The 25,888-nt window shown below is 42.8% G+C and carries 14 protein-coding genes; 1 reads left to right on the plus strand and 13 read right to left on the minus strand.

The annotated features are described in order from the left end of the window. Positions 1–5: 5 nt before the first annotated feature. The 12 genes from J3P43_RS14620 to J3P43_RS14675 all read right to left on the minus strand — a co-directional run bounded on the left by J3P43_RS14620 (position 6) and on the right by J3P43_RS14675 (position 22,784). Positions 6–1,037 carry a LacI family DNA-binding transcriptional regulator gene (locus tag J3P43_RS14620; protein WP_255903690.1) on the minus strand — a complete coding sequence of 344 codons (1,032 nt, stop codon included), beginning with the start codon at positions 1,035–1,037 and terminating at the stop codon, positions 6–8. A gap of 137 nt (positions 1,038–1,174) precedes the next feature. Further along, a complete protein-coding gene (locus J3P43_RS14625; protein WP_255903692.1) occupies positions 1,175–2,404 on the minus strand; it encodes a DUF2264 domain-containing protein in 1,230 nt (409 codons plus the stop codon). A gap of 75 nt (positions 2,405–2,479) precedes the next feature. Continuing rightward, complete coding sequence (locus tag J3P43_RS14630) at positions 2,480–6,595, minus strand: hybrid sensor histidine kinase/response regulator transcription factor (protein ID WP_255903695.1); 4,116 nt, start codon at positions 6,593–6,595, stop codon at positions 2,480–2,482. Between the two features lie 159 nt (positions 6,596–6,754). After that, positions 6,755–8,593 (minus strand): glycoside hydrolase family 35 protein, encoded by a 1,839-nt coding sequence (locus J3P43_RS14635; RefSeq protein WP_255903697.1) that lies wholly within the window; start codon positions 8,591–8,593, stop codon positions 6,755–6,757. A gap of 35 nt (positions 8,594–8,628) precedes the next feature. Further along, a complete protein-coding gene (locus J3P43_RS14640) occupies positions 8,629–10,116 on the minus strand; it encodes an RICIN domain-containing protein (RefSeq protein WP_255903699.1) in 1,488 nt (495 codons plus the stop codon). A 35-nt stretch (positions 10,117–10,151) separates the two neighbouring features. Beyond that, positions 10,152–11,714, minus strand: coding sequence for a glycoside hydrolase (locus J3P43_RS14645; RefSeq protein ID WP_255903701.1), 1,563 nt, complete (start codon positions 11,712–11,714; stop codon positions 10,152–10,154). A 150-nt stretch (positions 11,715–11,864) separates the two neighbouring features. Beyond that, positions 11,865–13,568, minus strand: a complete 1,704-nt coding sequence (locus tag J3P43_RS14650; protein ID WP_255903703.1) for a RagB/SusD family nutrient uptake outer membrane protein — start codon at positions 13,566–13,568, stop codon at positions 11,865–11,867. A gap of 5 nt (positions 13,569–13,573) precedes the next feature. Beyond that, positions 13,574–16,651, minus strand: a complete 3,078-nt coding sequence (locus J3P43_RS14655) for a SusC/RagA family TonB-linked outer membrane protein (protein ID WP_255903706.1) — start codon at positions 16,649–16,651, stop codon at positions 13,574–13,576. Between the two features lie 444 nt (positions 16,652–17,095). Continuing rightward, positions 17,096–17,284 carry a hypothetical protein gene (locus tag J3P43_RS14660; RefSeq protein WP_255903708.1) on the minus strand — a complete coding sequence of 63 codons (189 nt, stop codon included), beginning with the start codon at positions 17,282–17,284 and terminating at the stop codon, positions 17,096–17,098. Positions 17,285–17,598: 314 nt separating this feature from the next. Continuing rightward, positions 17,599–17,862, minus strand: a complete 264-nt coding sequence (locus J3P43_RS14665; protein ID WP_255903710.1) for a GntR family transcriptional regulator — start codon at positions 17,860–17,862, stop codon at positions 17,599–17,601. A gap of 233 nt (positions 17,863–18,095) precedes the next feature. Beyond that, positions 18,096–21,836: a hybrid sensor histidine kinase/response regulator transcription factor gene (locus J3P43_RS14670; RefSeq protein WP_255903712.1), complete on the minus strand. Its 3,741-nt coding sequence runs from the start codon at positions 21,834–21,836 to the stop codon at positions 18,096–18,098. Positions 21,837–22,073: 237 nt separating this feature from the next. Continuing rightward, the gene (locus tag J3P43_RS14675) at positions 22,074–22,784 is read right to left on the minus strand and encodes a PAS domain S-box protein (protein WP_255903714.1); all 711 of its coding nucleotides are present in this window, start codon (positions 22,782–22,784) and stop codon (positions 22,074–22,076) included. Between the two features lie 607 nt (positions 22,785–23,391). Between J3P43_RS14675 and J3P43_RS14680 the strand changes: the two genes are divergently transcribed. Continuing rightward, positions 23,392–24,699, plus strand: coding sequence for a DUF4842 domain-containing protein (locus J3P43_RS14680; RefSeq protein ID WP_255903716.1), 1,308 nt, complete (start codon positions 23,392–23,394; stop codon positions 24,697–24,699). Positions 24,700–24,850: 151 nt separating this feature from the next. Here the strand turns inward: J3P43_RS14680 and J3P43_RS14685 are convergent, their stop codons facing one another. Next, the gene (locus J3P43_RS14685; protein ID WP_255903718.1) at positions 24,851–25,735 is read right to left on the minus strand and encodes a helix-turn-helix domain-containing protein; all 885 of its coding nucleotides are present in this window, start codon (positions 25,733–25,735) and stop codon (positions 24,851–24,853) included. Positions 25,736–25,888 lie beyond the last annotated feature (153 nt).

Genomic DNA, 25,888 nt, shown 5'->3' on the forward strand with positions numbered 1-25,888 from the left:
AGTAATTAGATTATTTTTTTAGTAGAGGATTGTCTGACGATCAGTTCGTGCCCCAGAACGGTTGTATGCGCCGGCCCTATCTCCAGGTTATTTGTTAAATGCCTGATAAGAATGTTTGCCGCGAGCTCACCCATCTCCTCGCCATGATAGTTTATGGTAGTCAGGTTAGGTTCAACCACCTTCGCTATTGGATCGTTGTTAAACCCGGCGAAGGAAATATCTTCCGGGATTTTAATCCCTTGCTTCTTTAGCTCGAGCATACAAGCCACTGCACAGGTATCGTTAGAAACAAATACCGCTTCGGGCTTTTTCTCCATGCTTAAAATCTGCACCGCGGTTTCTATCCCTTCCAACGCAGTGAGGTTATTTACGATAAGTAATTCATCCGAAAAGGGCAGATTAAATTCCTCCAAGGCATCCCGGTACCCACGAAAACGTTCCGAATAGACATTTCTCGATTGATTGCCGGACACATGCATAATTCTCCTCCCACCTTCCGCGATGAGATGCTTAGTGATCTCGTATCCTGCTTGGTAATTATCGATTATAATATTGGGACATTTAATATGCTCAAAAATCCTGTCGAAGAATATGACAGGGATCCCCTTTTTTATAAACGCTTCGAAATGGGAAATATCCTGAGTGTTGTAGGCTAAAGAAACCAGTAAGCCGTCTACCCTGTTATTAAACATGGTTAAGGAATTTTCGACTTCCTTTTTTACTGTTTCAAGAGATTGACTTATAATGAGGTTGTAGCCTGCCTGATTGGCTACCTGCTCCATTCCAGCAATGGCGTCGGACATGAAGCTGCTGTTGAGACGCGGCACAATCACCCCGATAGTATTGGTTCGCTGCCTCCTTAAATTACTTGCCAGCGAATTAAACCGATATCCCATGTCTTTAGCAGCGTCGAAGATGCGCTTCTTAGTTAGCTTACTGATGCCGGGATGATCTTTCAAGCCACGACTAACAGTTGCTGCGGAGATATTTAAGGATTTTGCAATATCATAAATGGTGATTTCTTTTTCCGGAATCATACATCGATACAATGCAGCCACAAGGGTTACAACGGACTAAGATACAAAAATCAATGCGCTATGCAACCGATTGCAAAACTTGATGATAAAATTTTTCACATCAAGTTACCAGCTGATTTTAGTTAAAAGATTGCCCTTTATTTAATTTCAACCGCATGATCTGCGGCAACATCCTGCCCCGACCAAATTTTCACGCTCGTCCAGGGTTCAGCTGCAGAAGTCCAAAATTCATCCGTATCTGCAAGGCCGAGCGGAAGAAAAACATTGGAACAGATATATAAACTTCCGGTAGTAATATAGAACTCTCCCAAACTTGGTTGTGCTCCGTACAGACCAATGGTAAGCCAGCCGTCTTTGGTAAATGTAGAGGGCGATTCAAGCGTCTTTTTGATCATTGCGGTTAACGCGCCACGTACCTGTGCAGGTTTTAATGAGGCTGGTAGTTTTTTTCGAAGGGAAATATCTGCGAGGTGATGAAATACTCCCGCCCTGTAGGTAATCGAACGTCCGCTGGCGGGATATGATCCGTCAGTATGGATTAGCCGTTCTAAAATCTCCGCATAGCGCTGATTTATTTTCTCAAGTTTTGGTGCGTACCAGTTATAGGTCTTTTGCTTCGTGTTAACTACTTCAAGAATAGTGGCGAGATAAGGGTGGATAACAATACTGTTGTAATAATCGAACGAAAAATTCATTCCGTCGGAATACAAGCCGTCGCCGGTGTACCAATGATTGGCAAACTCTCTCACTGCAAACTCTACCCTAACTTTATCGTATCCTAAATCATACTTGCAAAAAAAGGCTTCGATCATCCCTGAAAATAATATCCAGTTGGTATATACCGGAATGGTGTTGCGTGTTTTCTTGAAAGCCTCGATCACCTGCTCCTGCACCTTTTTATCCGATTGCTCCCAAAGCCAGGGGCAGCGTACCAGCGCTAAAGCAACAAATGACGCATCAACCAATGGCTGTCCCCCATCCCATCTCAAATAATCTTTAGAATTCGGGTTAACAGAATTGGCAAGGCCTTTTAACGCCCATTGGCGGTACTGATTCCTTAGAGTGATTTCTTCCTTTGTTCCGCCTTCCAAATTTAGCCAGGGCGATATTCCACTCAACGTACGCCCGAAAGCTTCTAAATAAGAAACTGAGGTTCTTGACTGCGGATTGTCTATGTTTTTGGATAACACAACGGGCATTTTTTCTTTCAACTGCTCTGTCGCAATATTTGACAGCACCGGCCGGGCAATTTTATCCATATAAGCGAGCCAAACTTTGCGGTCGGCCGCGGATGTTTTGGACGTTTGCGCAGAGCTTAAACTCGAAATAAAGAACAAGCAAACAGAAGCTAAAATAATTTTTTTCATCAGTCTTAAGAATGAAATTTAATTCCGTACGGAAGAATTATACTTTACAAACCAAAGCTAAGAATCTGTTTGGTATTATGTTCTTACGGTATGCGTTGTGTGAAATTTTCTTCGGTATTTTTTAATATAATCTGAAGGGTTCATTCCAAAAACCTTATTAAACTGCTCCCTAAAATGCTTAATATCCTTTATGCCGACATTATAAGCGGCTTCAGAAACGGTACATTCTGTCGAAATAAACATTTCGGCAGCTTTTCTGAGGCGAATGAAACGAATAAACTCGTTAGGGGATTGGCCTGATATAGATTTAATTCTACTGTAAAGGGTAGAGCGGCTCATAGCTATTTTATCGGCCAGAACTTTAATTCCAAATTGCTTTTCGTTAAGATTTTCTTCAACAATTAGAATACAACGGTCGAGGAACACTTTATACTCGTCGGAAATTTTAGATTTATCCGGTTTTAAAGTGATGTGATTGAAAAAGTAGTTCTGCAGGTCGCTTCTGCTCTTTAAAATTCCGGCCACACGGGCTATTAACATCTCTCGTTCAAACGGCTTACTTATAAAATCTTCAGCTCCGCATTCGATGCCCTTGAGTTTCACTTCGGCAGACGAGCTTCCGGTTAACAGGATCACCGGAATATGATTTAATGCAGGGTCCTCCTTTATTCTGGAGCATAATTCTATTCCACTCAGCCCTTGCATCATGATGTCACTTATCACCACATCAGGGATATATTTTTGCACCATCTCAAGTCCCTTATCGCCGTTTTCGGCTTCTAAAATCTCATATTCTCCTTCAAATAATTGCTTCACATACTGCCTTATCTGAAGATTATCATCAACGATCAGAATTCTTTTATCGTCAGAATACACCTCCGTACTTTCCGAAACGTTTGTTGGTCGCCCATCAGTTGCCTGCTCCATCTGCGATTCGTCTACCAGCTCTTCCAGGAAAACTGAACTTTCATTTATCTCTTCAAAGATCATCGCGTCCTTAAAATGATCTTTGCCTTTGCTTAATGTAACCGAAAATGTGGTACCCTGCCCAACCCGACTCTCGTAGATTACCGAACCTTTATGGCTCTCGACGAAACTTTTTACCAGAGAAAGCCCGATACCAAAACCACCGGAGGATGCAGAGTTACTGTTTTGCACCTGATAGAATTGCTGGAAAATCCGTTCTCCAACTCCATCCGGAATACCTGTCCCTGTATCCTTTACCTCTATGGTTACATTTTGTTCACTTTCAGAAACGCTGATGGTAACAGCTCCTTTTTCGCGAGTATTTTTAATCGCATTAGAAATAAGATTGAACAGAATAATTTCCATTTTCTCACGATCGGCGATAATCTCGAGGTTCTCTTTAACGGTGTGGAACGATAATTCAATATTTTTCTTTCTGGCCTGGTGTGTGAAGCATAAATAAACCTCCTGGCAAACACTACTGATGTTAAGATTTACCAGCTTAAGTTTGGCCATATCACTTTCAGATTTCCTGAATAATAACAATTGATCTACCAAACTCAGTAATCGCCGGGCATTTCTGTAAATGGTGTTCAGATTACCCATACTTGCGTTATGCGAATCGTCGTGCAGCAATTCCTTTGCAGGATTGATAATAAGTGTTAATGGCGTTCGAAATTCGTGAGATACGTTAGTGAAGAAATTGATCTTTTTCTCGTGCAGTTCCTTTTCTTTTTCGGCCTCAAATTGTGCCGCTTTGATTTCAAATTTCAGCTTTGCCTGTCTGGTTCTGTACAAGATTAGTGAATAAACAGCTACGCCAATTAAACAGGCATAGATAAAATATGCCCACCATGTTTTATACCATGGCGGAAGTATAATGATATCGATACTGGAATAATTGTCTGACCATATCCCATCTTCATTAGATGCTTTGACTTTGAAGGTGTAAGTACCAGGCTCAAGATACCGATAGGTAGCAGATCGTTGTCCTTTTACAAAGTTCCAGTCCTTATCCAGCCCTTCGAGCATATAAGCGTACTGACCTTCGTGAGGGAAGGCGTAATTCAAGGTTAAGTAGTTTATCGAAAATACCGCCTGATGCGGATCCAGCTCAACCTGTTTGGCTTCAGTAACATCTTTAATATTCTCTAACCAGTTCCGGTCCTGGGGCTGCCCGTAGATGTTTAGTCCTGTAATTAATACTTTTGGAGTTACTGCATTTGCCTTAATCTGGTTTGGATCGAAAAAGTTGCAACCTTCTGTTCCACCAAAAACCATCTTCCCCGAATTGTCACTGACTAAAACCGAACCTTCATGAAATTGCCCTGCCTGTAAGCCGTCAGATTCGTCATAATTATAAATTCTGTCCTCGCTAAGGTCAACTTTCGAGATCCCTTTGTTTGTACTTAACCAAACTTTACCCCGCGAATCTGCCTTAATTGCATTTACCGTATTATTGGCAAGGCCGTTCTTTTCATTATATTTCGTTACCTCTTTAGTCCGGATATTATAAATCACCAGACCATCGCCCTCGGTTCCAATCCACAAGCGTCGCTTTTTATCCAGATATAAAGCATATACTACATTATTTACGAGGATATCATTCTCGGACGAAGACTCAAAAAGCTTAAAAAAAGCGTTCCTTTTAATATCGAAATAATTGACGCCGCCACCATAGGTGCCTATCCACAGATTGCCGCTTTCATCCTCGGTTATAGCCCTTACATCGTTAGACGCGATGGCGCTGTTGTCGGGGTTCCAGTTATTAAAAGTTTCTGTTTCCGAATCGAAAAGATTTAAACCTCCGCCATTGGTTCCCACCCAGATATTTTGTTTACTGTCTTCATATATTACCCGCACATCATTATACTTTAAACTATGCGGGTTCTTTGAATGGTAAGAATACGACCGGAAAGAATCGGATGCTTTATCGTAACGCATCAGCCCTCCTTTATATGTTCCAAACCAAAGCCGGTTTTTGCTATCTCGTAAGGCTGATATGACTGCGTTGTCAGTGATACTTCCGCTTCGGCGGTCTGCTCTATAATTTTTTAGAACTTTTCCTTCATCGCTTACCTTATAGATGCCATCTCCATCTGTCCCGAGCCAAAAAACGCCTTCTCGGTCCTGTGTTATTCCGTAAAAACGAACAAAATCAGGACTTTCTAAATCCTTTCTGATCTGAAACTTGCTGAACTTTTTCGGAATGCTGTTCATCATGTAGATGCCATTACCGTAGGTTCCCAACCAAATATTTTTATCCTTATCTAAAAAAAGTGTTTGAACTGACCATTTCGTAACTAATGCACCGTTGCTACCTCTAACCGGCTCAAAGTGATATTTCTTCCCATCCGGTTTTGAGACTTTATACAAGCCACCATCCTGCAGTCCGACAAGTATTTCATTGTCGCCGTTTTCAACTACGGATAAAAATATATTTCCGGGAAGGCCGAATGCTTCAGCATTAAAAAGCTGAAATCTATTTTCCTTGCGTGAATAAAGAAACAGCCCCTTTGAAGTAGCCACCCACACATTCTGATTTTTGTCTTCAAAAATTTTATTGATCCTCGCGTTGAGCACAGGAGTTAAAATCCCCGACTGTCTTTTCACCTGAGAACCCATTACTGCAAAAACCTGGATTCCGGCCTCCTTCGTCCCCACCCAGAGAAATCCTCTGGAATCTTCATAGATGTTTAGTATGGAATTTGTGATTAATCCGTTTAGGTTTTCTGTATTATAAGTTGTAAACTTCTTGCTTTTCTTGTTGAAATAGTAGAAACCGTCTGTAGTAGCGAGCCAAAGGTTATTATCCCGGCTTTCTGAAACACAGGTGATATCGTCCTTACGCGCGGGTTGCTGATTGCCGCCGCTATGATATCTGATAAAACGCTGTTTGCCGGGGTCAAAGCTAGTTAATCCGTTTCGGGAAGAGACCCAAAGCTGACCTTGTGAATCTTTAAAGACTGACTGAACATGATTACTGGCGATACCGTACGGATTATTGGGCTCGTTCTTAAAAACGGTAAAGGAATGTCCGTCAAACCTGTTCAAGCCGTCGGATGTGGCTATCCAGATAAAGCCTTTATTATCCTGAGTAATGCTGTTTACAATACCGAAAGAAAGCCCATCCTTTAACCCATAATGAAAAATGTTCTTTTCCTGAGTTTGAGACCTCGAGCTGAAAGAAGTTAATAGCAGGAGAACAATTAAAGCTCTGTTCATTTCGATACTTTCCGGAATATTAATTGGTTATTGAATATAGGCTTTCTGGCGGAGCAGTCCAAAAATAATTTACAGGAAAACTCTTTTGAATTAAAGCGCCCGTTATAAATAACAGGCGCTTAACGATAACAACAGAAACTTACCGGTTAACCCGGCCGCTTATTTCAATTGATCTAAAATTGCCTTATCACGACCAAGAAGCGTTGAGGATGCAGGCTTTATAAGTTCAAAAACCACCACCTCATTTTTTCCTGGCTTAAGCCATTCGGCGGGGACGTAAACAGTTTGTTGCGGGCCTATTTCCCAATATCTTCCCAGATTATGTCCGTTAATCCAAACCACACCCTTGCCCCAGTTTGAAAAGTCCAGGTAAGTATCAGCTACTTTATCTAAGGTGAGGTGGCCTTTTTTAAGCACGGGTGCATCTCCAGATCCTGTTCCGGCTGTCTTAAAACCAAGCGATTTGATGTTATCAAAGGGAAGCCCGTACATTTGCCAGTTCAGGATTTCTTTTCCGCCCAATTCAACCTTTTGGGTGATTCCCTTTGTGTTTTTCAATAAATACGGCCCGAAGTTTATTCTTCCCATATTTTCGACAAGAATATCAAGCCTTACTTTACCTTTTGGGAGGTCTAACATAACACTGTCCTGATACAAGCGCCTGTCCAGGTTTCCAACACGCTTTCCATTGATAAATACTATCCCGTAATCTCTCAGATCGCGAATCTTGAGAAGCTGCCTTGCCCCATTGCCATTAAAAGTTGTGCGGTACATTACATAACCATAAGCCTGATTCAAGTCTTCGAAAGTTAAAGGCTTTAAACTGCTTTTCGGCGCTTTAAGCAAATCAAACACCGTGTTTGTTGACGTAAACACAACCGGGCTGGTGCTGATCGAGGGTTTAGCGGCTGGAACAGGCGGCAGGCTGGAACCTGCAGGCAAGTTTTTCTGAATCGCCTCTCTGAACCGCATAAACTTCTCCGTTGCATTACCCGCCTCATCAAGCGGCGCATCGTAATCATAACTGCTGATCTGCGGCTCGTAAGGGTTTTTGTCGTTAAAGTTTGCTCCGTTCATAAAGCCACGAGTGGTTCCGCCATGAAACATATACATATTTATGGAGATCCCGGCTTGCAACACAGAATCCAACCTTCCGGCGTACTTAGAAGCAGGAACGGTGTGGTGCGCTGTTCCCCACCAATCAAACCAGGCCGGATACCATTCGGCAATAAAATATGGTCCCTTACCTCCATTATTTTGATTCACGAGGCTCTTCACTTTCTCCGGATTATCAACTCCGTTAATGGCTGCCAGAAGGCCGGGTAAATGACCATCTTTGATTGCAGCTTCCGGGTCGCACGTGTACAACAATCCATCAAATCCAGCTTCAATAAACATTTTTCTGTTTAGATCGAGGTATTCTTTGTCGCTTCCATACGAGCCGTATTCATTCTCAATCTGGACCATCAAAACGTTTCCTCCATGATTTACCTGCAAGGGCGCCAGTTGTTTACCCACTTCCATCAAGTAGTTTTTATAGGCTTTCAAATACTGAGGCTCCTTGCTACGCACTTCAAGTCCCTTAATATTCTGCAGCCAGTAAGGGTAACCTCCGAACTCCCATTCGGCGCATACGTATGGGCTGGGCCTTAAAACTACCCAGAGCCCTTCTTCCTTCGCTATTTTCACAAACTCAGCGACATCGTTATTTCCCGAGAAATCGTATCTGCCTTGTTGAGGTTCGTGTATGTTCCAGAAAACGTAAGTTCCGATAGTATTCAAGCCCATCGCTTTAGCCATTTTCATCCGGTGCCTCCAGGACTCGCGCGGCACCCTCGGGTAGTGAATCTCGCCCGAGATCATTTGAAACGGCTTACCATCAAGTAAGAAAGCGGTGTCTGACAAACTAAATGAATGTGAGGCTTCCTGCGCTTTTAAATTGCCGGCAGATCCGCCAAGGATAGAAATGAGTATGAGTACTCTGAAGATATTTCGCATGTTAAAGTATATTGTTTTTATGTGATCTACATCCGTTACAGCTGCTGGAATTTCCATTGCTGATTGTTGCCACCCCAAAAACTCCATTGGACAATAGTTGCTCCATCGGCGGTGGACTGGCCATTTACATCCAAAGCCTTACCGCTATTTCTGTTGATAACTCTGTTGTAACCGCCTCCGTTATCGATAACCTGCCATTGCTGATTGTTACCGCCGGAATATGTCCACTGAATAACGCCTGCTCCATCAGCGGTAGAGGCGCTATTTACGTCCAGGGCTTTTGCACTATTTCTGTTTATTATCCGGTAATATCCTGTGCCGTTATCAATAATCTGCCATTGCTGATTGTTACCCCCCCAATACCCCCACTGAATGATACCTGCGCCATTGGTAGTCGCACTTCCGTTAACATCGAGCGCTTTGCCGCTGTTGCGGTTAACAATAGTGTAATAAACGTTTGGATTAAAGGCGCTCCCTTCTCCCCAGCCGTAGCGAATTCTATCACGACCAGAAGTATTAGTAACGGATAGTGTAATATTATTTCCGGTGCCGCTGCGCGTGGTTATGGAGTAACTATCACCATCTCTTAAGCCCGGCCAGTACACACTTCCCAATTTGTCGCTTCTGAACACATTGGTCGAGCCTTGTATGTACGCTATTTCGTTATCACCGTTTGAGGGATTGTTATAATTTTTGCCGGTAGTCATGGGGGCGCCGTATTCTGTAACTACAGTGCGGCTGCCATAAGAACCGAACTGATCCCGCCACGACTGCTCCCAGGCTGCTACAGTTCCTCTGTTTGCCCAAAAGGCATAATTGTGCAGCGACAAAAGACACTGAGAAAAACGTGAGTCGGCGCCGATAGGCTTTACATCATCGCAATAACCGGTACCGCCAAGCATAATTCTTCCGCGTGGTACGTTAGGATATCTCGCGAGCCAGCTGGCATATATAGTAGTTAATTGAGATGCCGTGTACCCATGGGGCTCATTGAAAACTTCGAAGTAAACATTGGCATTGCCGGTATATTTGGCTACTACCACATCCCACATGCTCCAAAACTGGGTAGTATTATCAATAATTCCGTCTCGTGATGATGCACCTTCCCAGTAAGCTATGATCACTTTCATATTTTTGCTCAATGCAGCATCAATTGCTCCGTTGTAAGAATTCCACCATGACTCTAAAACGCTGGGTGGGTTTATCGGGAGACGAACGGTATTAACACCCGGCAGGGTGGACTGAAAATTAGTTAAAATGGAGTTCGCTTTCGCGGATACCGTTGAATAACTATCTGAGGCTGTCAATCCCGAGGGGATTACCCACCCATCTACAAAATTATCGCGTCCATCGGCCCAATTTACTCCTGCAATACCAGCCGCCCCGACCGCAGATATTGATGGAGTGGCTTTTTCGCTTACAATCACCTGCTCTCCGGCAGATTCATGTAAGTCATTTTTCTTTGAACAGCTCCCTAGCAGAAATATGCAACCGCAGAAGGGAATTAGCATGTTTTTTTTCATGGTTGATTAATTAGGTTTATTGATTAGTTTTTCGGTTATTCCATATCAGATAAAAGAGTGGTTATAGTCTGTGGCTCGAGAATGATCGGCTTATCTGCTGGAAGAGCCTGCTTGATTGCCAGATCTTTTGAGGCCGACGTAGTATAAGTGCTCAGATTCTTAACTTTCCCACCGCTTAAAGCCAGGTTCAGTTCAACTGATTGTGGTGTAGAATTGACGGCAACGGTAACCAGCTTATTGTCTGTAGTCCGGTAAGAGGAAACTAATATTTCGGGTTCGGCACCTTTAGAAATAACATCCAGTCTAACAGATCCTGGTGTAATAAAGCGGCTGTAATTACCTAACGACCAAAGCATTTTACTTGGATAATAAGCCCCGTCTATTTTATTCTTGTCGATATAGACTAACCCGTCTTTGTAATTGTAAGGAGAAACCGCCAGCCACCACTGCCATGCAGTAGCATTTGCATTGACCAGGTCGTTATGGATCACTCTTGCTAAATACAATGCAGGAGCTATGCTCAAGTCACGCCCATCTCCTTTCATTTCATTTTCATTATCCCCCAGAATACAATACTCAGACTGCCAGAGACTTAATCCATTAACAGAGGCTACTTTAGCAGCCAATTGCTTTCTGATGGATACTGCTCTGGTATACGTAGATGTGGTAAAATAGCTATGGCCACATATATGCTTTTCCACTGAAGACAAATTCCCGATGTAGTTTGGAGATGCCTGATCAAAGAATGCGTCAATCTGATTGCCTCTATCTGACTTACCATTTGCAGAATAAAGAAACTCATACTGCCCTGCTTCAGAAATAGTAATTTTTGTATTCAGGTTGTTGGTTTTTATTGAAGCGTCGAGTGCTTTTACCATGCCTGAAATATCGTTGTTGGTGAAAGGAGTTCCTTCCTGCCCGCCATCGCTCCAATCCCATTGGGGTTCGTTAGCCGGACTTATATAATTAAACATAATCCCCGACTTCACCTGAACGCCCTTTATCACCGCAGTAAGAAAATCTGCAAACGCCTGAAAATTTCCCGATGCCAGATTCGGCTGTGCAGATGTAGCAAAAGCTTTTTTATTTACGGTCATTTGCACCGGTGGACTGTTAGTGAAAGCCAGGAACTGGTTAACGCCACGTTCTTTGGCTGCTTTCAAGAACCACATTTGTCCTGACTGCCGGTTCCAGTCGTAATTGCCATTATCATCCAGAAAAGATTCCGCTCTGCGCCATTCGTCGCCTATACCACTTTGACTTCCCTGCTGCGCACTTCCCGCTCCAATATTGAATCGCCACAAGGAAAGGCCTATACCTTCCGGGGATCCATCGGCCTTAAGTTCACGGCTGAAAAGTAAATCGGCTATTGCGTTCCTCTTTGCTTCCGGCCAATTACCTGCAAACTGACAAGACCAGGCATCTGATGCTCCAAAATTTTCGATGGTTTGGTGGGTCTTACCAAGATCTATCAAGACCGTTATTTGCTTCTTCTGATCCGGTGTCAACGGATTATTGGAAGGCTTATCTTTACCGCAAGCAGAAACACTTATGGAAAGCACAAAAGGTAAGATTTTGCCTACTTGCTTAAAATTCATTGTTGGATTTTTACGTGGTATAAAAGAGAGGATGGCTCAAAGGTCTATTCGTCATGTTGAACTCTGTCGAAAGATTATAAGGCTTCGATAAGCTCTGCCCTGACGCCAAACTTCAGTCTGCTTACGACTTTTGAGACATCCTCTTATAACTTAATTACTATAATCCTTATTCTGCACCAACTTGTTGCCCGAAGCCTGAATTTCGGCTCGTGGAATAGGTAACCAGTAATGCTTCTCCTCAAATTTTCTACCTTCCAACGCGATCTTTGTCTGGTAAGACAGTGTGTTTCCGCTTTTCGTAATCGTGATTCCCTGAGCAGGCATGTTTTCGGTTTGATCAGCTATTTTCCAGCGGCGAACATCGTAAAAACGGTGCTCTTCAAACGCCAGTTCTACTCGCCGTTCTCTTCTGATGGCCTCACGCATTTGCTCCTTGGTTAAACCAGGTAACAACCCGGGCATATTGACGCTTGCTCTTGACCTGATCTGATTGATCGCGGTCCTGGCCGAAAGAGTCGAACCGGCGGGAACTACATCCGGCCCGTGAACTTCATTAACGGCCTCAGCATAATTCAGGAGTATCTCCGCATAACGAAAATATATCCAGGGCTGTAATCCCGCTATGTTCCATGGATTGTTGATGGGCATAGACTCGTCAACAAATTTCCTTAAATAATAACCAGTTTTTGACGTATTCCAGTTAGAAGGGCCATCCTTACTATCACGTCCGCCCGGCACAAAAGTTTCGACGGCGCGGCCACGATACTGAGCTCCGTCGTGAAGAATGGTTGCGTAAAACCTGGGGTCGCGGTTTTTGTAAGGATCTTGTGCATTATATCCTGAAGTAGGATCTGTTATCACTTTTCCGTTGTTCATCTCATAAGCGTCTACCATGTTTTGCAATGGCAAGTTACCGCCCCAGCCATCATAACCATTAGGGCCGTTAGCTATTTCCATTGGCACGTGGCGAGCTCCTACCGTATAATAACGAGCGAAGATCACTTCGTTATTCGCGTTAGAACTAATGAACATATTTTGGTAATCTGAACTTATTCCGTACTGGTTCAGGTCCATAACTGCCTTGGCAGCATCTGCTGCTGCTTGCCAGGTACCAGCATTATAAAGCGGGCTTGCCGCATAAAGTAATAAACGCGATTTTAATGCTAAAGCAGCTCCCTTTGTAGCCCGGCCCTTTAACCAGGCTCCAGAATTGGTAGCAGGGAGACCGGCAGCGGCAGCATTCAGCTCTGCAACTACATAATTAATGCATTCTGTTATACTTTTTCTCTCAAATAAAGATGGATCAGCAAAATCTTCACCCAGTTGGTAAACTTTATCGCCCAACAAAGGCACGCCGCCATAGTTCCTTATTAAATCGTGATAACGGAATGCGCGAATAAATTTTAGTTCGGCTATTAGCCATTTCCGGTGAGCATCACTCATGTTTACTTTGTCCACGTTGGCCAGGGCAAAATTACACTCCCTGATACCGCGGTAACTACGGCCCCAAAAGGTTCCTGCAATCCCGACGTTATCGGGCGAAAGCTCACCTTTTTGAACCAGCCAGGTGTTATCATCATTATTATAGATACTTTCGTCGGTTAGCGAACTCCACATGGCGTACTCGAATCCCCTTCCAAAACCGGGTAAAGTTCCTTCGGCTTCTTTATTGGTTAAACGGACACCCAGGTATCTGTTAACTACATAGGCTTCAAACGTAGTTGAGTCGCCGGTAATAGCTGCGTCAGAAAGACGATCGGTAGGTACCACATCAAGAAAGTCTTTCTTACATGATGACACAACCGAAATCGAGGCAGCTAAACAAAGTATATTGATAAGTCTTGTTGCTTTCATGATTATTAAAATTTAACGTTTAGTCCGAGGTTGACAATTCTTTGCTGAGGATAGAACTGACCACTTTCGTTGTCCAATTCGGGATCGAAGTCTTTAACTTTTGTGATGGTGAACACGTTAAACGCGTTGGTATAGATTCTTACACTTTGAAGATTGATACCCGACACCAGGCTTTTAGGCAAGGTATATCCAAGTTCTACGTTCTTAAGTCGGAAGAAGGCGGTATTGAACAACCAAAAATCGTTGCGATAAAGACCACCGCTTATTGCAGAAGAAGCCCTTGTATCAACCCTTGGATAGGTACCGTTCGGGTTTGCAGGACTCCAGCGATTATCAGCCCATGAGCTGTAAAAGTTTCCAATTGTTCCGGCTTCGCCTAAAACATATTGTCTAACGCGGCCCTGGCCAGCGAAAACGGAAGAAAAGTCAAATCCTTTAAATGCAGCATTTAACGTAAAACCGTAGGTAATTTGAGGCATATTTCCATACTCGGTTCTGGTACGGTCGTTATTATCAATTTTACCATCCTTGTTATAGTCTTCAAATATTAGATCTCCCGGCTTGGCTCCAGTAACGTGAGGGTAATTGTCAATCTCCTGTTGAGTTTTGAAAATTCCCATCGTACGATAAAGAAGGTAGGTGCTCACTGGTTTGCCGGTTTCCCGTTGGTATTCCAACGGAACTAGTTCGTCTGTAAACACCCTATTACTTTTGGCAAAAGTGACGTTTCCGGAAATGCCATAGTTAAACTTACCACTGTGGTTATAGCCAAGCGTGGACTCAATTCCTTTGTTGTCTACTCTTGCTATATTTTCGTGAGGTACAAGACTCCCTTCATACTGATTCACGATCCCTGTAATAGCAGGAATGGAACCTTTTCTCTCAGAAAGCAAGTGATCCCGTTTTTCTTTGAAGTAAATAAACTCCAAACTGAAATTATTTAAGAAAGTGGTATTAAATCCGAGGTCCGTTTTCTTTGAAACTTCCCAGGTAATGCTGGGATTAGCCAGTCTAACCAAATCGATACCGGGAACGACTGTAGAGCCAAGTGTGTACTGGTTGTTAAATGCGTAATTATTCACAAATTGGTTACGTGGTACATTATCGCCGCCCAGCTCTCCATAGGTAGCTCTGATTTTCAAGTCGTTGATAAAAGGGACGCTGTTTTTAAACCAGTCCTCGCTCGACACTCTCCAACCCAATAACACCCCCGGAAAATATCCAAAGCGATCAGATTTCGGAAAAATGGATGATCCGTCTGCGCGGAACTGTACTTCTGCCAGGTATTTCTCCTTGAAATTATAGTTTAACCGGCCCAAGTAACTAATCCTGGTTTCCTGCTCACTCCATCCTCGGATAGTTCTGTCGTTCGGGTCTGTTCCACCCTGAGACAATTCAGGAGTTTGAGCACTTGGAAAATTCCGACTGCCTGCTTCCATAAACTCCCTTGACCACCCACTTTGCTCGTAAGCTACGAAAGCATCAATATTGTGGAGACCGAGTTTTCGTTGGAAGTTTAATTTTAGATTTGCCGTCGATAACTTATAATTATCTAACGATTGAGTGAGGGAGGCCTTTTGCTCTCCAATAGTTTTTGTATTGTACACTCCAGTGGTGGTATTATAGTCGTACACCAGATAAGGCGTTCTGAATACCTTGCCGGTAGACTGGCTCCGGTCCAGGGCGTAAAAGCCATCAACAGACAGCCCTTTTAGCTGCGGAATACTGTATGAAGCCCGTAAAATTCCGTTGAAGGTTAATCGTGGGTTTTTATTCAATCCACCCATATCAGTCACCATCGTTGCCGGATTATTATTCTCTATTCCGCTTGTTGGATACCCGTTTGGATAGTACGCAGAGATAGTAGGGTAAGCGCGATAAACTGAACGGAAGATATCTCCTGCACCAGAATTAGGAAATTGTCTGTTCTCCTGTCTGCCAGCGAGCGACAAACCGATCTTAAAATTATCCGAAACCGTACCATCTATATTCGAGCGGAAATTGTACTGATCATACTTGGTGGCGCTGTTTTTATATAAGGCATCCTGGCTAAGCGTACCCAACGACAGGTAGTATTTAACTGCTTCGCTGCCGCCTCTCAAAGAAAGGCTGTGCTGACTTTGTGGCGCAGATTTTCGCAGAACTTCATTAGCCCAGTTAGTATTGGGATAATTTAGGGGATCCGAACCGTTCCTGAACTTTTCAATCTGTTCAGCGCTATAAACCTGGTTCATTCCGCCCGCCTGATTAGTATAGTACTGAATTTCATTTCTGATGGTGGCGTAAGTTGCTGCATCTGCCATATCAGGCAGTTGGGTCGGCGAAGAAAATCCCTGATTAAAGCTGTAATTTATAGTTGGCTTTCCGGTGACACCCTTTTTAGTTGTTATTAAAATCACACCGTTTGCCGCCCGGCTACCGTAAACGGCAGCAGAAGCATCTTTTAAAACAGAGATAGATTCAATATCGTTCGGATCAAGCCTTTCCATCCCTCCAAGCTGTCCGGGAACTCCATCTACCACCACTAAAACATCGGTATTGCCAGTTGTTGAAATACCTCTGATGGTCACCTTAGATCCGTCATACCCCGGCTCACCTGTTCTGTTCGTGGCAATAACACCAGAAAAACGTCCGGCAAGAGAGTTTGAAAGATTAGGTTGCGGGCTTTTCACAAGTTCGGCGCCTTTAACAGTGGAAATAGAGCCGGCAATGGTTGCTCGCTTTTGCGTACCGTATCCTACCACTACCACTTCCTGCAACGATTTGCTGTCTGCTGAAAGCGATACATTAATTGTCGTCCGGCCATTTACTGCAATTTCCTGGGTTGCAAAACCAATAAAGCTGTAAAGCAGACTGGCGTTACTTTCGGGTACAGAGATGGAATAGTTTCCGTTGATATCGGTAGTAGCTCCATTGGTAGCATTCTTTACTTTAATAGATACTCCGGGCAAAGCTTCATTACTGTCGTCGGTCACTTTACCCTTTACTGTAACTTGTGCATTGGCTACGCAAACTGCCAATAAAAAGATAGGAAGAACTAAGCCTAGCTTAATCCACCAATGCGTGCGGTCATTGCTACACATAAACTAATATTTGTTTTAGGTTTAAAATTGGTTTTGATGGAATGAAAAAATACGATGTAAGACTATCGTCATAGAATGCTTATTAATTTGGTTTTAAAAATTGATTGAACAGGATTATAATCAAGAGCTAAGGTGAGATAAAACCGCTGAGGGACGTGAGGGGCAAACAGCCGTAAATACAGGGGCGAATAACCAGAACGGCCTCTAGACACCTTAAAAAGCAGTTTTATTTCAACCCTGAAAAACGAAATGCAGATTTTAAGACGCACATCTGGAATGCATTCAAACATAAAAGCTACTGAGTTCAGCCGGCCGACGCAAAAAAAAGCCAGCCCCGGGGAGAGGTCTGGCTTACATATAACCAATTATAAGGGGAGTGGAAATTTAAAAGGCGGAAACCTTCAGCTATGGCTTAGATGTTAAGACCACACTATCTTCACTGGTTTACCCGGTGCTGCGCGAATTTCCGGGCTTTGGATATACCTGCTGGAACCATTCTTCGGACACGGTCGTCCTTCCGGAACGGTTCCTAAATGCCGGCTTACGCTTAATCTGATCTTTTAGCACAGCAGCACCAGCGCTTTGCAACACTTCGGGAACATCTGCCGTCGCGTTAGCTTTTCTTAACTTCATTTTGCTTTAATTTAATTGCCCAGCATCTTACCTTCAGTCAAGGCATTTCGGCAAGGCCAAACTGTTACATACAAAGGAATACTCTTTTAAGAAATACAATAAGGGGGAAACTGTTGAGAAAGCAGGGGTTAACCGTTCAAAAGTTGGGTATCGGCAACTCCGAAAGATTTTTCATTAAAGAGGAAGTAAAAAGAAGCCCGTTCAGAAACCTGACGGGCTTTTGTTATGCGAAAATCAACGGCGATAATCGTTTTCGCCGATTGTTGTCACAAGCGTCTTATCCTTCGGCCAGGGGCAAGGAGAATTTTAACACCTTATAACACAAAATAGCCATCCCCTTTTTTCCTCATCACGTAACCGTCTTTTTCTAAGAGACGATAAGCCTTTTCGATGGTTACAGGGGCTAATAGACTCTCTTTGCTTAGTCTTCTGATAGGAGGCAGGCGCCCTCCTTTTTCAAACCGTTCGTCGAGAATACATTTCTTCATGAGTTTTTTTACCTGTAAATAAAGAGGAACAGCAGAGGTGGAGTTGACTTTTAAACTAAACTTTACCATTTCATTACTATAAATTCTCATAATGCTTTTGATACTCTGGCGGATTCTAAGATTTAACCCAGAGAGTTTAGGTATAAAGTTACTATAGGCAGAGTATTTAAACCCGGAATTTTGTTCTGAAAAACACCGACAATCGTCCCAAAATCTCCAATAACAATATAAAAACATTAATAATTGCCCTAGGCGAGGCATATGGCAGCAGAGAAGGCCGGGATTTAAATGTGAGAAAGCGAGACCTAAACGACTACCTTTATTTACGTGGATTCAAAGCTCCGTATGTTCTTGTAATATTCGGAGGGGGTAATGTCAAACTCAGCTTTAAAACATTTTCTAAAGTAATCAGTGTCCGAAAAGCCCACCATATAGGCTATTTCATTTATGTTGAACTTCTTCTCTTTTAACAATTGCTTGGCTCGCTTCAATCGTATTTCTTTAATCACTTCGGCCATGCTCAAACCTGTTAAAGCTCTGATTTTAGCATAAAGTTTTGTCCGGCTTATTCCAACCTCCTTACAAATATCTTCCACGCTAAGGTGGGGGTCAGAGATCCGGTCTTCCACGCATTTCAGAAGTTTCCTTAACAGGTCTTCATCCGGCGACACCGGCAAAGCATCGCTTGGCTGAAGAAGGATTTCCTTCCTGTATTTCTCCTTCAACTTAGCCCTTGAGACGAGAAGCGACTTCACCTTTGCAGTCAAAAAACTCAAACTGAAGGGCTTCGTAATGTAATCGTCGGCGCCGGTTTCTATTCCCTGTATCTTGTCTTCGTCGGGAGTTCTTGCGGTCAGGAGAATTAAGGGGATGTGAGCCGTTTTCAGATTCATTTTAATTGCCCGGCAAAACTCAAAACCGTCCATTTCGGACATCATTACATCAGAGATGATCAGGTCAGGAAGCTCCTGCAGTGCTACAGATAAACCTGCCGCACCATTCTCTGCTTCAAGCACCTGGTAAAAATCATCAAAATGATCTTTTAAATACCTTCTCAGATCAGTATTATCATCTACAACAAGAATAACCGGAACTCTGCCATTTAGCAGAATATTTTCCTCCTTGTTATCTGGAGGCTGGCTTCGGGAAGAGGTATGCGCTGACACTGGCAGCGAAACACTGATATCCTTTTGTATCCCCTCTGATTCGACAGCATGACCGGGGCCGCGTTCTGCAGGTAACTCTATTCTGAAGGAAATTTCGCTAAATCCGTCTACCTCTTCCGTGCACGACACCTCAATAGCCCCTCCATGGAGTTCGACCAGGCTTTTACAATAGGCTAAACCTAATCCCGAGCCTCCGGCAATGTTACCAGAGCCCTGCTGAAAGGGCATAAAAATCCTACCGAGCTCGCTATCCGGAATCTTCCTTCCCGTGTTTATCACCTCTATAATAGCCAAATCTGCAAGCGGGTCGCGCTTTAAACTAATCTTAACACAGCCGGAGTTTGGGGTAAATTTAAGGGCATTAGACAAGAGGTTAGATATCACTTTTTCAAGTTTATCTTCATCAAATGAAAAAAAGAATGCCCCGACCGGAGAACTGAATTCTAACTGGATACTTTTGGTTTCTGCCAGCGGCCTAAACGTTTCCATTATATCATGCAGAAAGCTTACTGCATCATTACTCTGCGATTGAAGTGGAACATTTCCGGTTTCTAACTTTCTGAAATCAAGCAATTGGTTCACCAACTTCAAAAGCCTGTCTCCACTGTGTTTCAAAATCAGGATCTGATCCTGAAACACTTTGTTCTCCGTAAACATGTCCGACAATTTTTCCAGGGGAGCAAGAATGAGGGTTAGCGGCGTTTTAATCTCGTGAGAAATATTGGTAAAGAACTGAAGCTTACTCTGATACAGTTCTTGCTCCTTTTCCCTGACCAGGGATTCGTAGGCCAGCTTAGATTGCAAACGGGTGAACTTAGTGGAGTAATAATGATATAAATAAATAATCATTAATATAATAAGCCCATAAAACATATAAGCCCAGTTGCTTGCCCAAAGAGGTGGTTTCACTACCAGTTTAAGCGTAGCGGGTTTTAAATTCCAAACGCCATCCGGGTTAGAAGAGATTACTTTGAAGATGTACTGACCAGGTTTAAGGTTGGAATAATTTGCAATTCGCCGGTTGGCATCGGTATACACCCAGTCTTCATCAAACCCTTCTAATTGATAAGCATACTTATTGGCTTTGGGGTTAGCATAATGTAAGCCAGCAAATTGAATGGCGATACTCTTGTCGTCGTAAGTAAGTTCAATCTCCGTGGTTAGGTATAAAGGCTTATGTAAAACCACCCGTCCGTTTACTTCTTCATTTACTCCAACCTTATTGTTTAGTATTTCCAGCTCTGTAAGTACGGTATTGGGTAATGTTTTTTCGACGCGAATACTGTCGGGATTAAATGCATTAAAGCCGTTATTGCTTCCGAAATACAATTTCTTGCTGAAACGCCCCTTGAATACGGCTCCGTCAGAAAATTCATTACTCTGCAGGCCATCCTGCATGGTGTAGGTCCTGGATTCAAGCGTCTTTTTATTGAGCTTTGTTATACCGTTTTTATGACTGATCCACAAGAAGCCATGGTCGTCATCGGTGATTCCTGAAATGATCACGTTTGTTAAGCCGGTCTTTTCGGGAATGGTGATAAACTTGTTGAGAGTGGGATTATAACAGTTGAGGCCATTGCCCGTGCCTATCCAGATTAAGCCAAGCTTATCTTCGAATAAAAAATTAATACGGTTATCGCTTATCGTGTTGTATTCATTACCAGCCCTGAAAAAGCGTTTCAGCACTTCTACCGTATCTTTGATTTGTTTTAAGACAGATAAACCGCCGCCCTCTGTTCCTACCCAGATTTGTTTGTTTCTATCCTCAATAACCGATCGCGCATGTTTGTGGGCTATAGTCTTTTCCGAATCCAGATGGATAATCTTATCCGTTGAGCGTACATATTTATATACGCCCTGCCAATAACATGCCATCCAGATATTATTGTTGTGATCTTCGGTGATTGCAAATACCGAAGCATACGACTGGTTCAGGGTATCGAATTCGCGAAAGGCCTTAGTCGCCGGGTTATAGTTGATCAGGCCCTTTTTTGTACCCAGCCAGATTATGCCTTTGCTGTCGCAGAATATTGTTTTTATCTGATTATGAGTAAAGTTATTCTTGTCTTTATCTTTAAATACGATATGCCGGTAGCCCTCTTTGCCGATAACCGTTATCCCCTTGTCGTAGGTCCCAATCCATAAATTTCCTCTGTTATCCTCGCATATCGCTCTGACATTATTATCTATGATAGAATTTGGATTTTGACGATCGTGGTAGTAATAATCGAAGGGCTTTGCGTTTAAGTTGGCTTTATTAATACCGTCGCTATAAGTACCGACCCAAAAAACATCATGATTGTCTTTATAAATATCGACGGCATAAGAACCACTAAGAGACCATATATCTGCCGGATTGGAGTCGTAATATTTTTTTTTTCCGGATTTAACATCCAATTGAAGCAAAGAATTGGTGTGCTTATCCAGTAACCATTTATAGTGTTTGTAAGAGTAGCTTACAGATTCATAATGCCTCCATCGCGTAAGCCGGTTTAAAAATGATGGCGAAATTCTGTCAACCGGAATTCTGTCAAAATCATCGCTTTCGTAATTGTAACGGCATAACTCGTTATCCTTAAAGGTCAAAACCCAAATAACGTTATTAGCATCTTTTACAATATTATGAACCCGGCTGTTGTTCAGGCTTCTGTTATTCGCGGGATCAAACTTGTATACCTTAAAGGAGTATCCGTCGTAACGGCATAAACCGCCCCAGGTACCAAACCACATAAAGCCATACTTATCCTTTACTATGCCGTGAATGGTATTTTGCGGAAGCCCGTTTTCTGAACCAAGATGCTCGAATTTAAGGTTCGGAACTTGTGCAACCGAAAGCTTGAGGCTTAAAACAGCAAGGCCCAGTAAAAGAATAATTTTAAAGTTGTGCTTTTGGCTCATTATTTCATTCGAACTCTCAACCAGAAATCTTGAAGCTGTACATTTTATCCGGCTTATAAGCGATAATCCTACATCTATCTTATGAGTCTTAAATATAGAATAAAGACGTCATATTTCAAGCTCCATTCGCGATTGAATCAGTAATCGGCATTAGAGCAGGAGTCGCCTTGGTTCGTCCGGTAAATTTTTTTAAGCAGACAATTGAATCAATTTCAATGGCGCCAGGCTATGATGGCACTAGCTACCGGTTTCCGGGTGGCCGGGCGGATACAATCTATAAGCATCTTCATTGTCAGCATTCATCCTCATTTTTTCTACGAACTCGGTAAGCTCTCTTGTGTAAACATCAAGAAGGCGGATAGATTCTTTTGTCGCTTTGGAAAACTCGTTAAAATCCTCAATGCCTACTAAAGACTGATCGAGCAGTTGTGCAACTCCGAGGATGTGACAGACAGGCTGCCTTACCTGATGCGATATCTTAAAAAGTAATTGCTCAATCTCAACAATGTGCTCTTCTCTTTTCTGATCTGCTTTCTTAGTTTTGGTGATGTCCATAGAGAGCACAAACAAGCCTTCTTCTACAGGCTGAATGCTAAGCCGGAACCATGCTTTCGATTGATCGGGATATGTAAACTCATTTTCAATGGTTTTTGATATGCGTTTTTCCTGGCAATCCTGTAGTGCCTGAAACATGGGGGTATTTTCGATTCCGGGATACCTTTCTGTCATGGTATACCCAATGAGCTGATCCTTTGAGTATCTACTTTGATTTACTACGGTATTATTAACATACAGATAGCGGAACTCCGAATCGAGAAGCTGAAAGCCTTCTATCATATTATCGAGGATAAGATGATAGCGCGTTTCGACCTCCAGCTTTTGCACATAAGAACCGAGCAACACCAGTAATTCGTCTCTGGATTTCTCTTCCGGATTCCCTTGATTCATAAAAGGTAAATGATAAATGAATTTAAAGAATTATTTGTAGAAAATTTTCGATTAAGACGTATTTGCAAAGAGAAATGCTACAAATATACAAAACAACGGTCAGACAATCAGTAATGAACCGGCGACACCCGACGATGAACCAATTATTGATTGAGATTGATGAAAATCCGGCAAGTAAATAGTTTTTAGCCCGTAACTCCTTGCAGAAACGACGATATGGCAGGATGCCGAATGCTTCCTGATAAACTGCTGGACCTTTCCGATAAAACGCGGGGGCTTATTGATAAACTGCGAATGCGTAGTTCAGAAACCCCGGAGCTTCTGCACCATGCAGTGGTCCCCCATGTTTGGGAAGCGGAACGCCATCATTAAAGTAGTTGTCCAACACGCTTCATATTGTTATTTCGTTACTGAAATCTTAATCTCAGAATAGACTTCTATAAGGAAAAACTGTTTCGAAGGACTCGCCGTACTTAAAAAATTTTCGAGCAGAGGGGTTCGAAAGTGAAAAATAAAAATTCGATAAAACCATTCAAAACCAAGCTGTTATACCTATATAACAGTCCACCGCTCTAACATTTTAATTTAACATTTAATCTTACTTATTATGAAAACGAAATGTCTATTTAACCTTTATGCAAGGGTTTTCGTGTTGTTGTTTCTCGCAACTTTCCAAAGTTGCGAGAAAGATGATGTAGTAACTAATGATGGCCAGGAATTAAATTCTGTCGCCGCCATAAAAGAGGGGACCGGCGGTTCGACGGTTTTGGCGCCCGAACCTTGTATCCAGCGATGCCTGGTTGCCGGAAAGAACATGAACGTGGGAACTGTTGATGTTGCAGTTAACGGAGCCGGTGACTTGTTAGTAACTTATAATATTACAGCGTCGAATGTCTACATTCTGGAAACTCATGCTGACCTTTTTAACTCTATCGAACAATTTAAGCAAGATAAGAAGCTAAGTAACGGGGGAGCAATCCCGGGCAAATTTAACTTCAAAAAAGCTTTCTCCCTCGCAGCTAAAGTAACTTCTTATACGGTTGTTATCCCAAAATCATATGTAGATCAATACAGCCAGTCGGGCTGTGTATCAATCGCTACTCATGCAAGCCTTTCGAATGGCGAAAGTGCATGGGCCGGAATTTGCTCTGATGCGCCCATGGGTACATCACTAGAAAATGCTCAGCAGTTCCCAGGGAAAAACTGGTCTGTTTATTTTGACTTCTGTCTGGATGAGTGCGGAGGAAAGGATTTTACATTCGCGTGGGAGGATCTGCGGAATGAAGGCAATGATGCCGATTATAACGATTTAGTCATTCAGACGAATGCAACCAGAAGCGGCAATCAATGGAAATTGAAGTTCTTTGCAACAGCAAGAGGCGCGGGTGTTGACCACTCATTTAAAATCAAAGTACCAATGCAGGGAATTGTACAAATACTGGGTGCTAACGGCGACCCCGCTCCTGCTTATACTTCCGACGGGCTGAATTATATCATTACCGTCTTTGCCAGCACCAAGGCAGCACTACCGACAAATGATGTATTACCACATACCAATACGTTCCCTTACCTCGACTGTGTTCCGTTCGGTACCAGGGATATCTTGATAAAAGTTGATAATACCTTTATTTACAATACAGCCAAACCTTATGAACCATTTATTTCAGTGTATCCTTCGGGTGTGGCCGGTGTGGGCGGGAGCTACGATCTATCAATATTTGAATTAAGCGGACAACACACGTGGACTAGCCCTGATGGAAAAATATACCCCAATGGAATTTTGGTTCCGAAAGACTGGAGATGGCCGGTTGAACAGCAGCATATTACTGGCCCCTATCCGGATTTCCCTCAGCCAAACTGGGCCGCAAACTTTGCGAACCCGTCATTAGCCTATGATATTACCAAGTGTCAGTAAAAAACGCTGGATAAGAATGAAGGTGCATCTTTAAATGACCTTCGCAGACTAACAATGTAAATGTCGGGGTTGGTGGAAAAACCAGACAGACCATACAAGAGGTCGGGCTTCTTGCCCGACCTCTTGCTTACATATCGTCGTCAATACTGCATTAAAACTTAAATACAGACCGGTTCTGTTGTCTGTACTGTCCCGGGGTCATGCCCGTCACCTTTTTAAAAATTCTTGAGAAATAAGGTGTGGTTTCAAAGCCGGTTTTTGCTGCAATCTCGTCATAGGGCATATTGGTAGTGGTTAGAAGATACTGGGCTCTTTCAATTCTCTTTTCATGAATAAAATTGATGGGCCGTTCGCCGGTAGCTTGCTGAAAAATCCGCGAAAAGTAGTCGGGGTGCTGATTCGCTCTCTCTGCAAGGTGCATTACGCTGAGGTTTTCTTTCAGATTTAAGTGGATATAACTTACTGCTTCGAGAACTTTAGAAGGGATAGACGTAATGTTTGAGGGTTTGAACGTTTGGTCGGTCAGGAATCTCGAAATCAGTTGCAGAATAATGCCCTGGGTTTCCATGTATGCCGACATGCTTTGGAGATTATTCAACTCCTGGTATTCTCTATAATATATATTTTTCTCATAGACTTTAGGATCATTTGACCGGTTGATACCCCGGCCCGGATTAATTTCAAGTATCCGTTTTAAACTTTCAACATCCTGGCTCATCGCCTGCACTTTCATTACCGTCCGGTTATTTGCAAACAAGGATATCCCGGCAACCGACTCTTCAAAAAACTGAATAAAATATTGACTGAGGTAAAACTGGCAATTAAGGCTGCATAGCGTAAAGCTTGGAATGAGATAAAGGTACCCTGGTTCAAGAAGTATCCTGTCCTTTTCGCCTGATATAAGACCCTCTCCCTCATCTATGTAATAGAGCCGGTAATACGGACTTATGATATTACTGTAATTCCATTTGCTATTGAGCTTTACGTAGTCTATATGGAGTAGAGAGAATGAATGCTTTAAAACTCTTTTTGCCATGGTGCTTCTATCTGGGGTCTGATTTGTGCAGAATAAGCCGACCTACAGAAATCATTTTTATGAAATTCTACCGTCTGATATTCTACAACAAACAACCAGATAAGAATCTAATATACCTCGAACTAAGAATATTTCAAGAGAAACTTTTGACAC

Source organism: Paradesertivirga mongoliensis (genome assembly GCF_024436395.1).
GTDB lineage: Bacteria > Bacteroidota > Bacteroidia > Sphingobacteriales > Sphingobacteriaceae > Paradesertivirga > Paradesertivirga mongoliensis.

Coding starts and splice junctions, on each gene's coding strand:
- J3P43_RS14620 (WP_255903690.1), bottom strand. CDS start 1,037: ATGATTCCGGAAAAAGAAATCACCATTTATGATATTGCAAAATCCTTA.
- J3P43_RS14625 (WP_255903692.1), bottom strand. CDS start 2,404: ATGAAAAAAATTATTTTAGCTTCTGTTTGCTTGTTCTTTATTTCGAGT.
- J3P43_RS14630 (WP_255903695.1), bottom strand. CDS start 6,595: ATGAACAGAGCTTTAATTGTTCTCCTGCTATTAACTTCTTTCAGCTCG.
- J3P43_RS14635 (WP_255903697.1), bottom strand. CDS start 8,593: ATGCGAAATATCTTCAGAGTACTCATACTCATTTCTATCCTTGGCGGA.
- J3P43_RS14640 (WP_255903699.1), bottom strand. CDS start 10,116: ATGAAAAAAAACATGCTAATTCCCTTCTGCGGTTGCATATTTCTGCTA.
- J3P43_RS14645 (WP_255903701.1), bottom strand. CDS start 11,714: ATGAATTTTAAGCAAGTAGGCAAAATCTTACCTTTTGTGCTTTCCATA.
- J3P43_RS14650 (WP_255903703.1), bottom strand. CDS start 13,568: ATGAAAGCAACAAGACTTATCAATATACTTTGTTTAGCTGCCTCGATT.
- J3P43_RS14655 (WP_255903706.1), bottom strand. CDS start 16,651: ATGTGTAGCAATGACCGCACGCATTGGTGGATTAAGCTAGGCTTAGTT.
- J3P43_RS14660 (WP_255903708.1), bottom strand. CDS start 17,284: ATGAAGTTAAGAAAAGCTAACGCGACGGCAGATGTTCCCGAAGTGTTG.
- J3P43_RS14665 (WP_255903710.1), bottom strand. CDS start 17,862: ATGAGAATTTATAGTAATGAAATGGTAAAGTTTAGTTTAAAAGTCAAC.
- J3P43_RS14670 (WP_255903712.1), bottom strand. CDS start 21,836: ATGAGCCAAAAGCACAACTTTAAAATTATTCTTTTACTGGGCCTTGCT.
- J3P43_RS14675 (WP_255903714.1), bottom strand. CDS start 22,784: ATGAATCAAGGGAATCCGGAAGAGAAATCCAGAGACGAATTACTGGTG.
- J3P43_RS14680 (WP_255903716.1), top strand. CDS start 23,392: ATGAAAACGAAATGTCTATTTAACCTTTATGCAAGGGTTTTCGTGTTG.
- J3P43_RS14685 (WP_255903718.1), bottom strand. CDS start 25,735: ATGGCAAAAAGAGTTTTAAAGCATTCATTCTCTCTACTCCATATAGAC.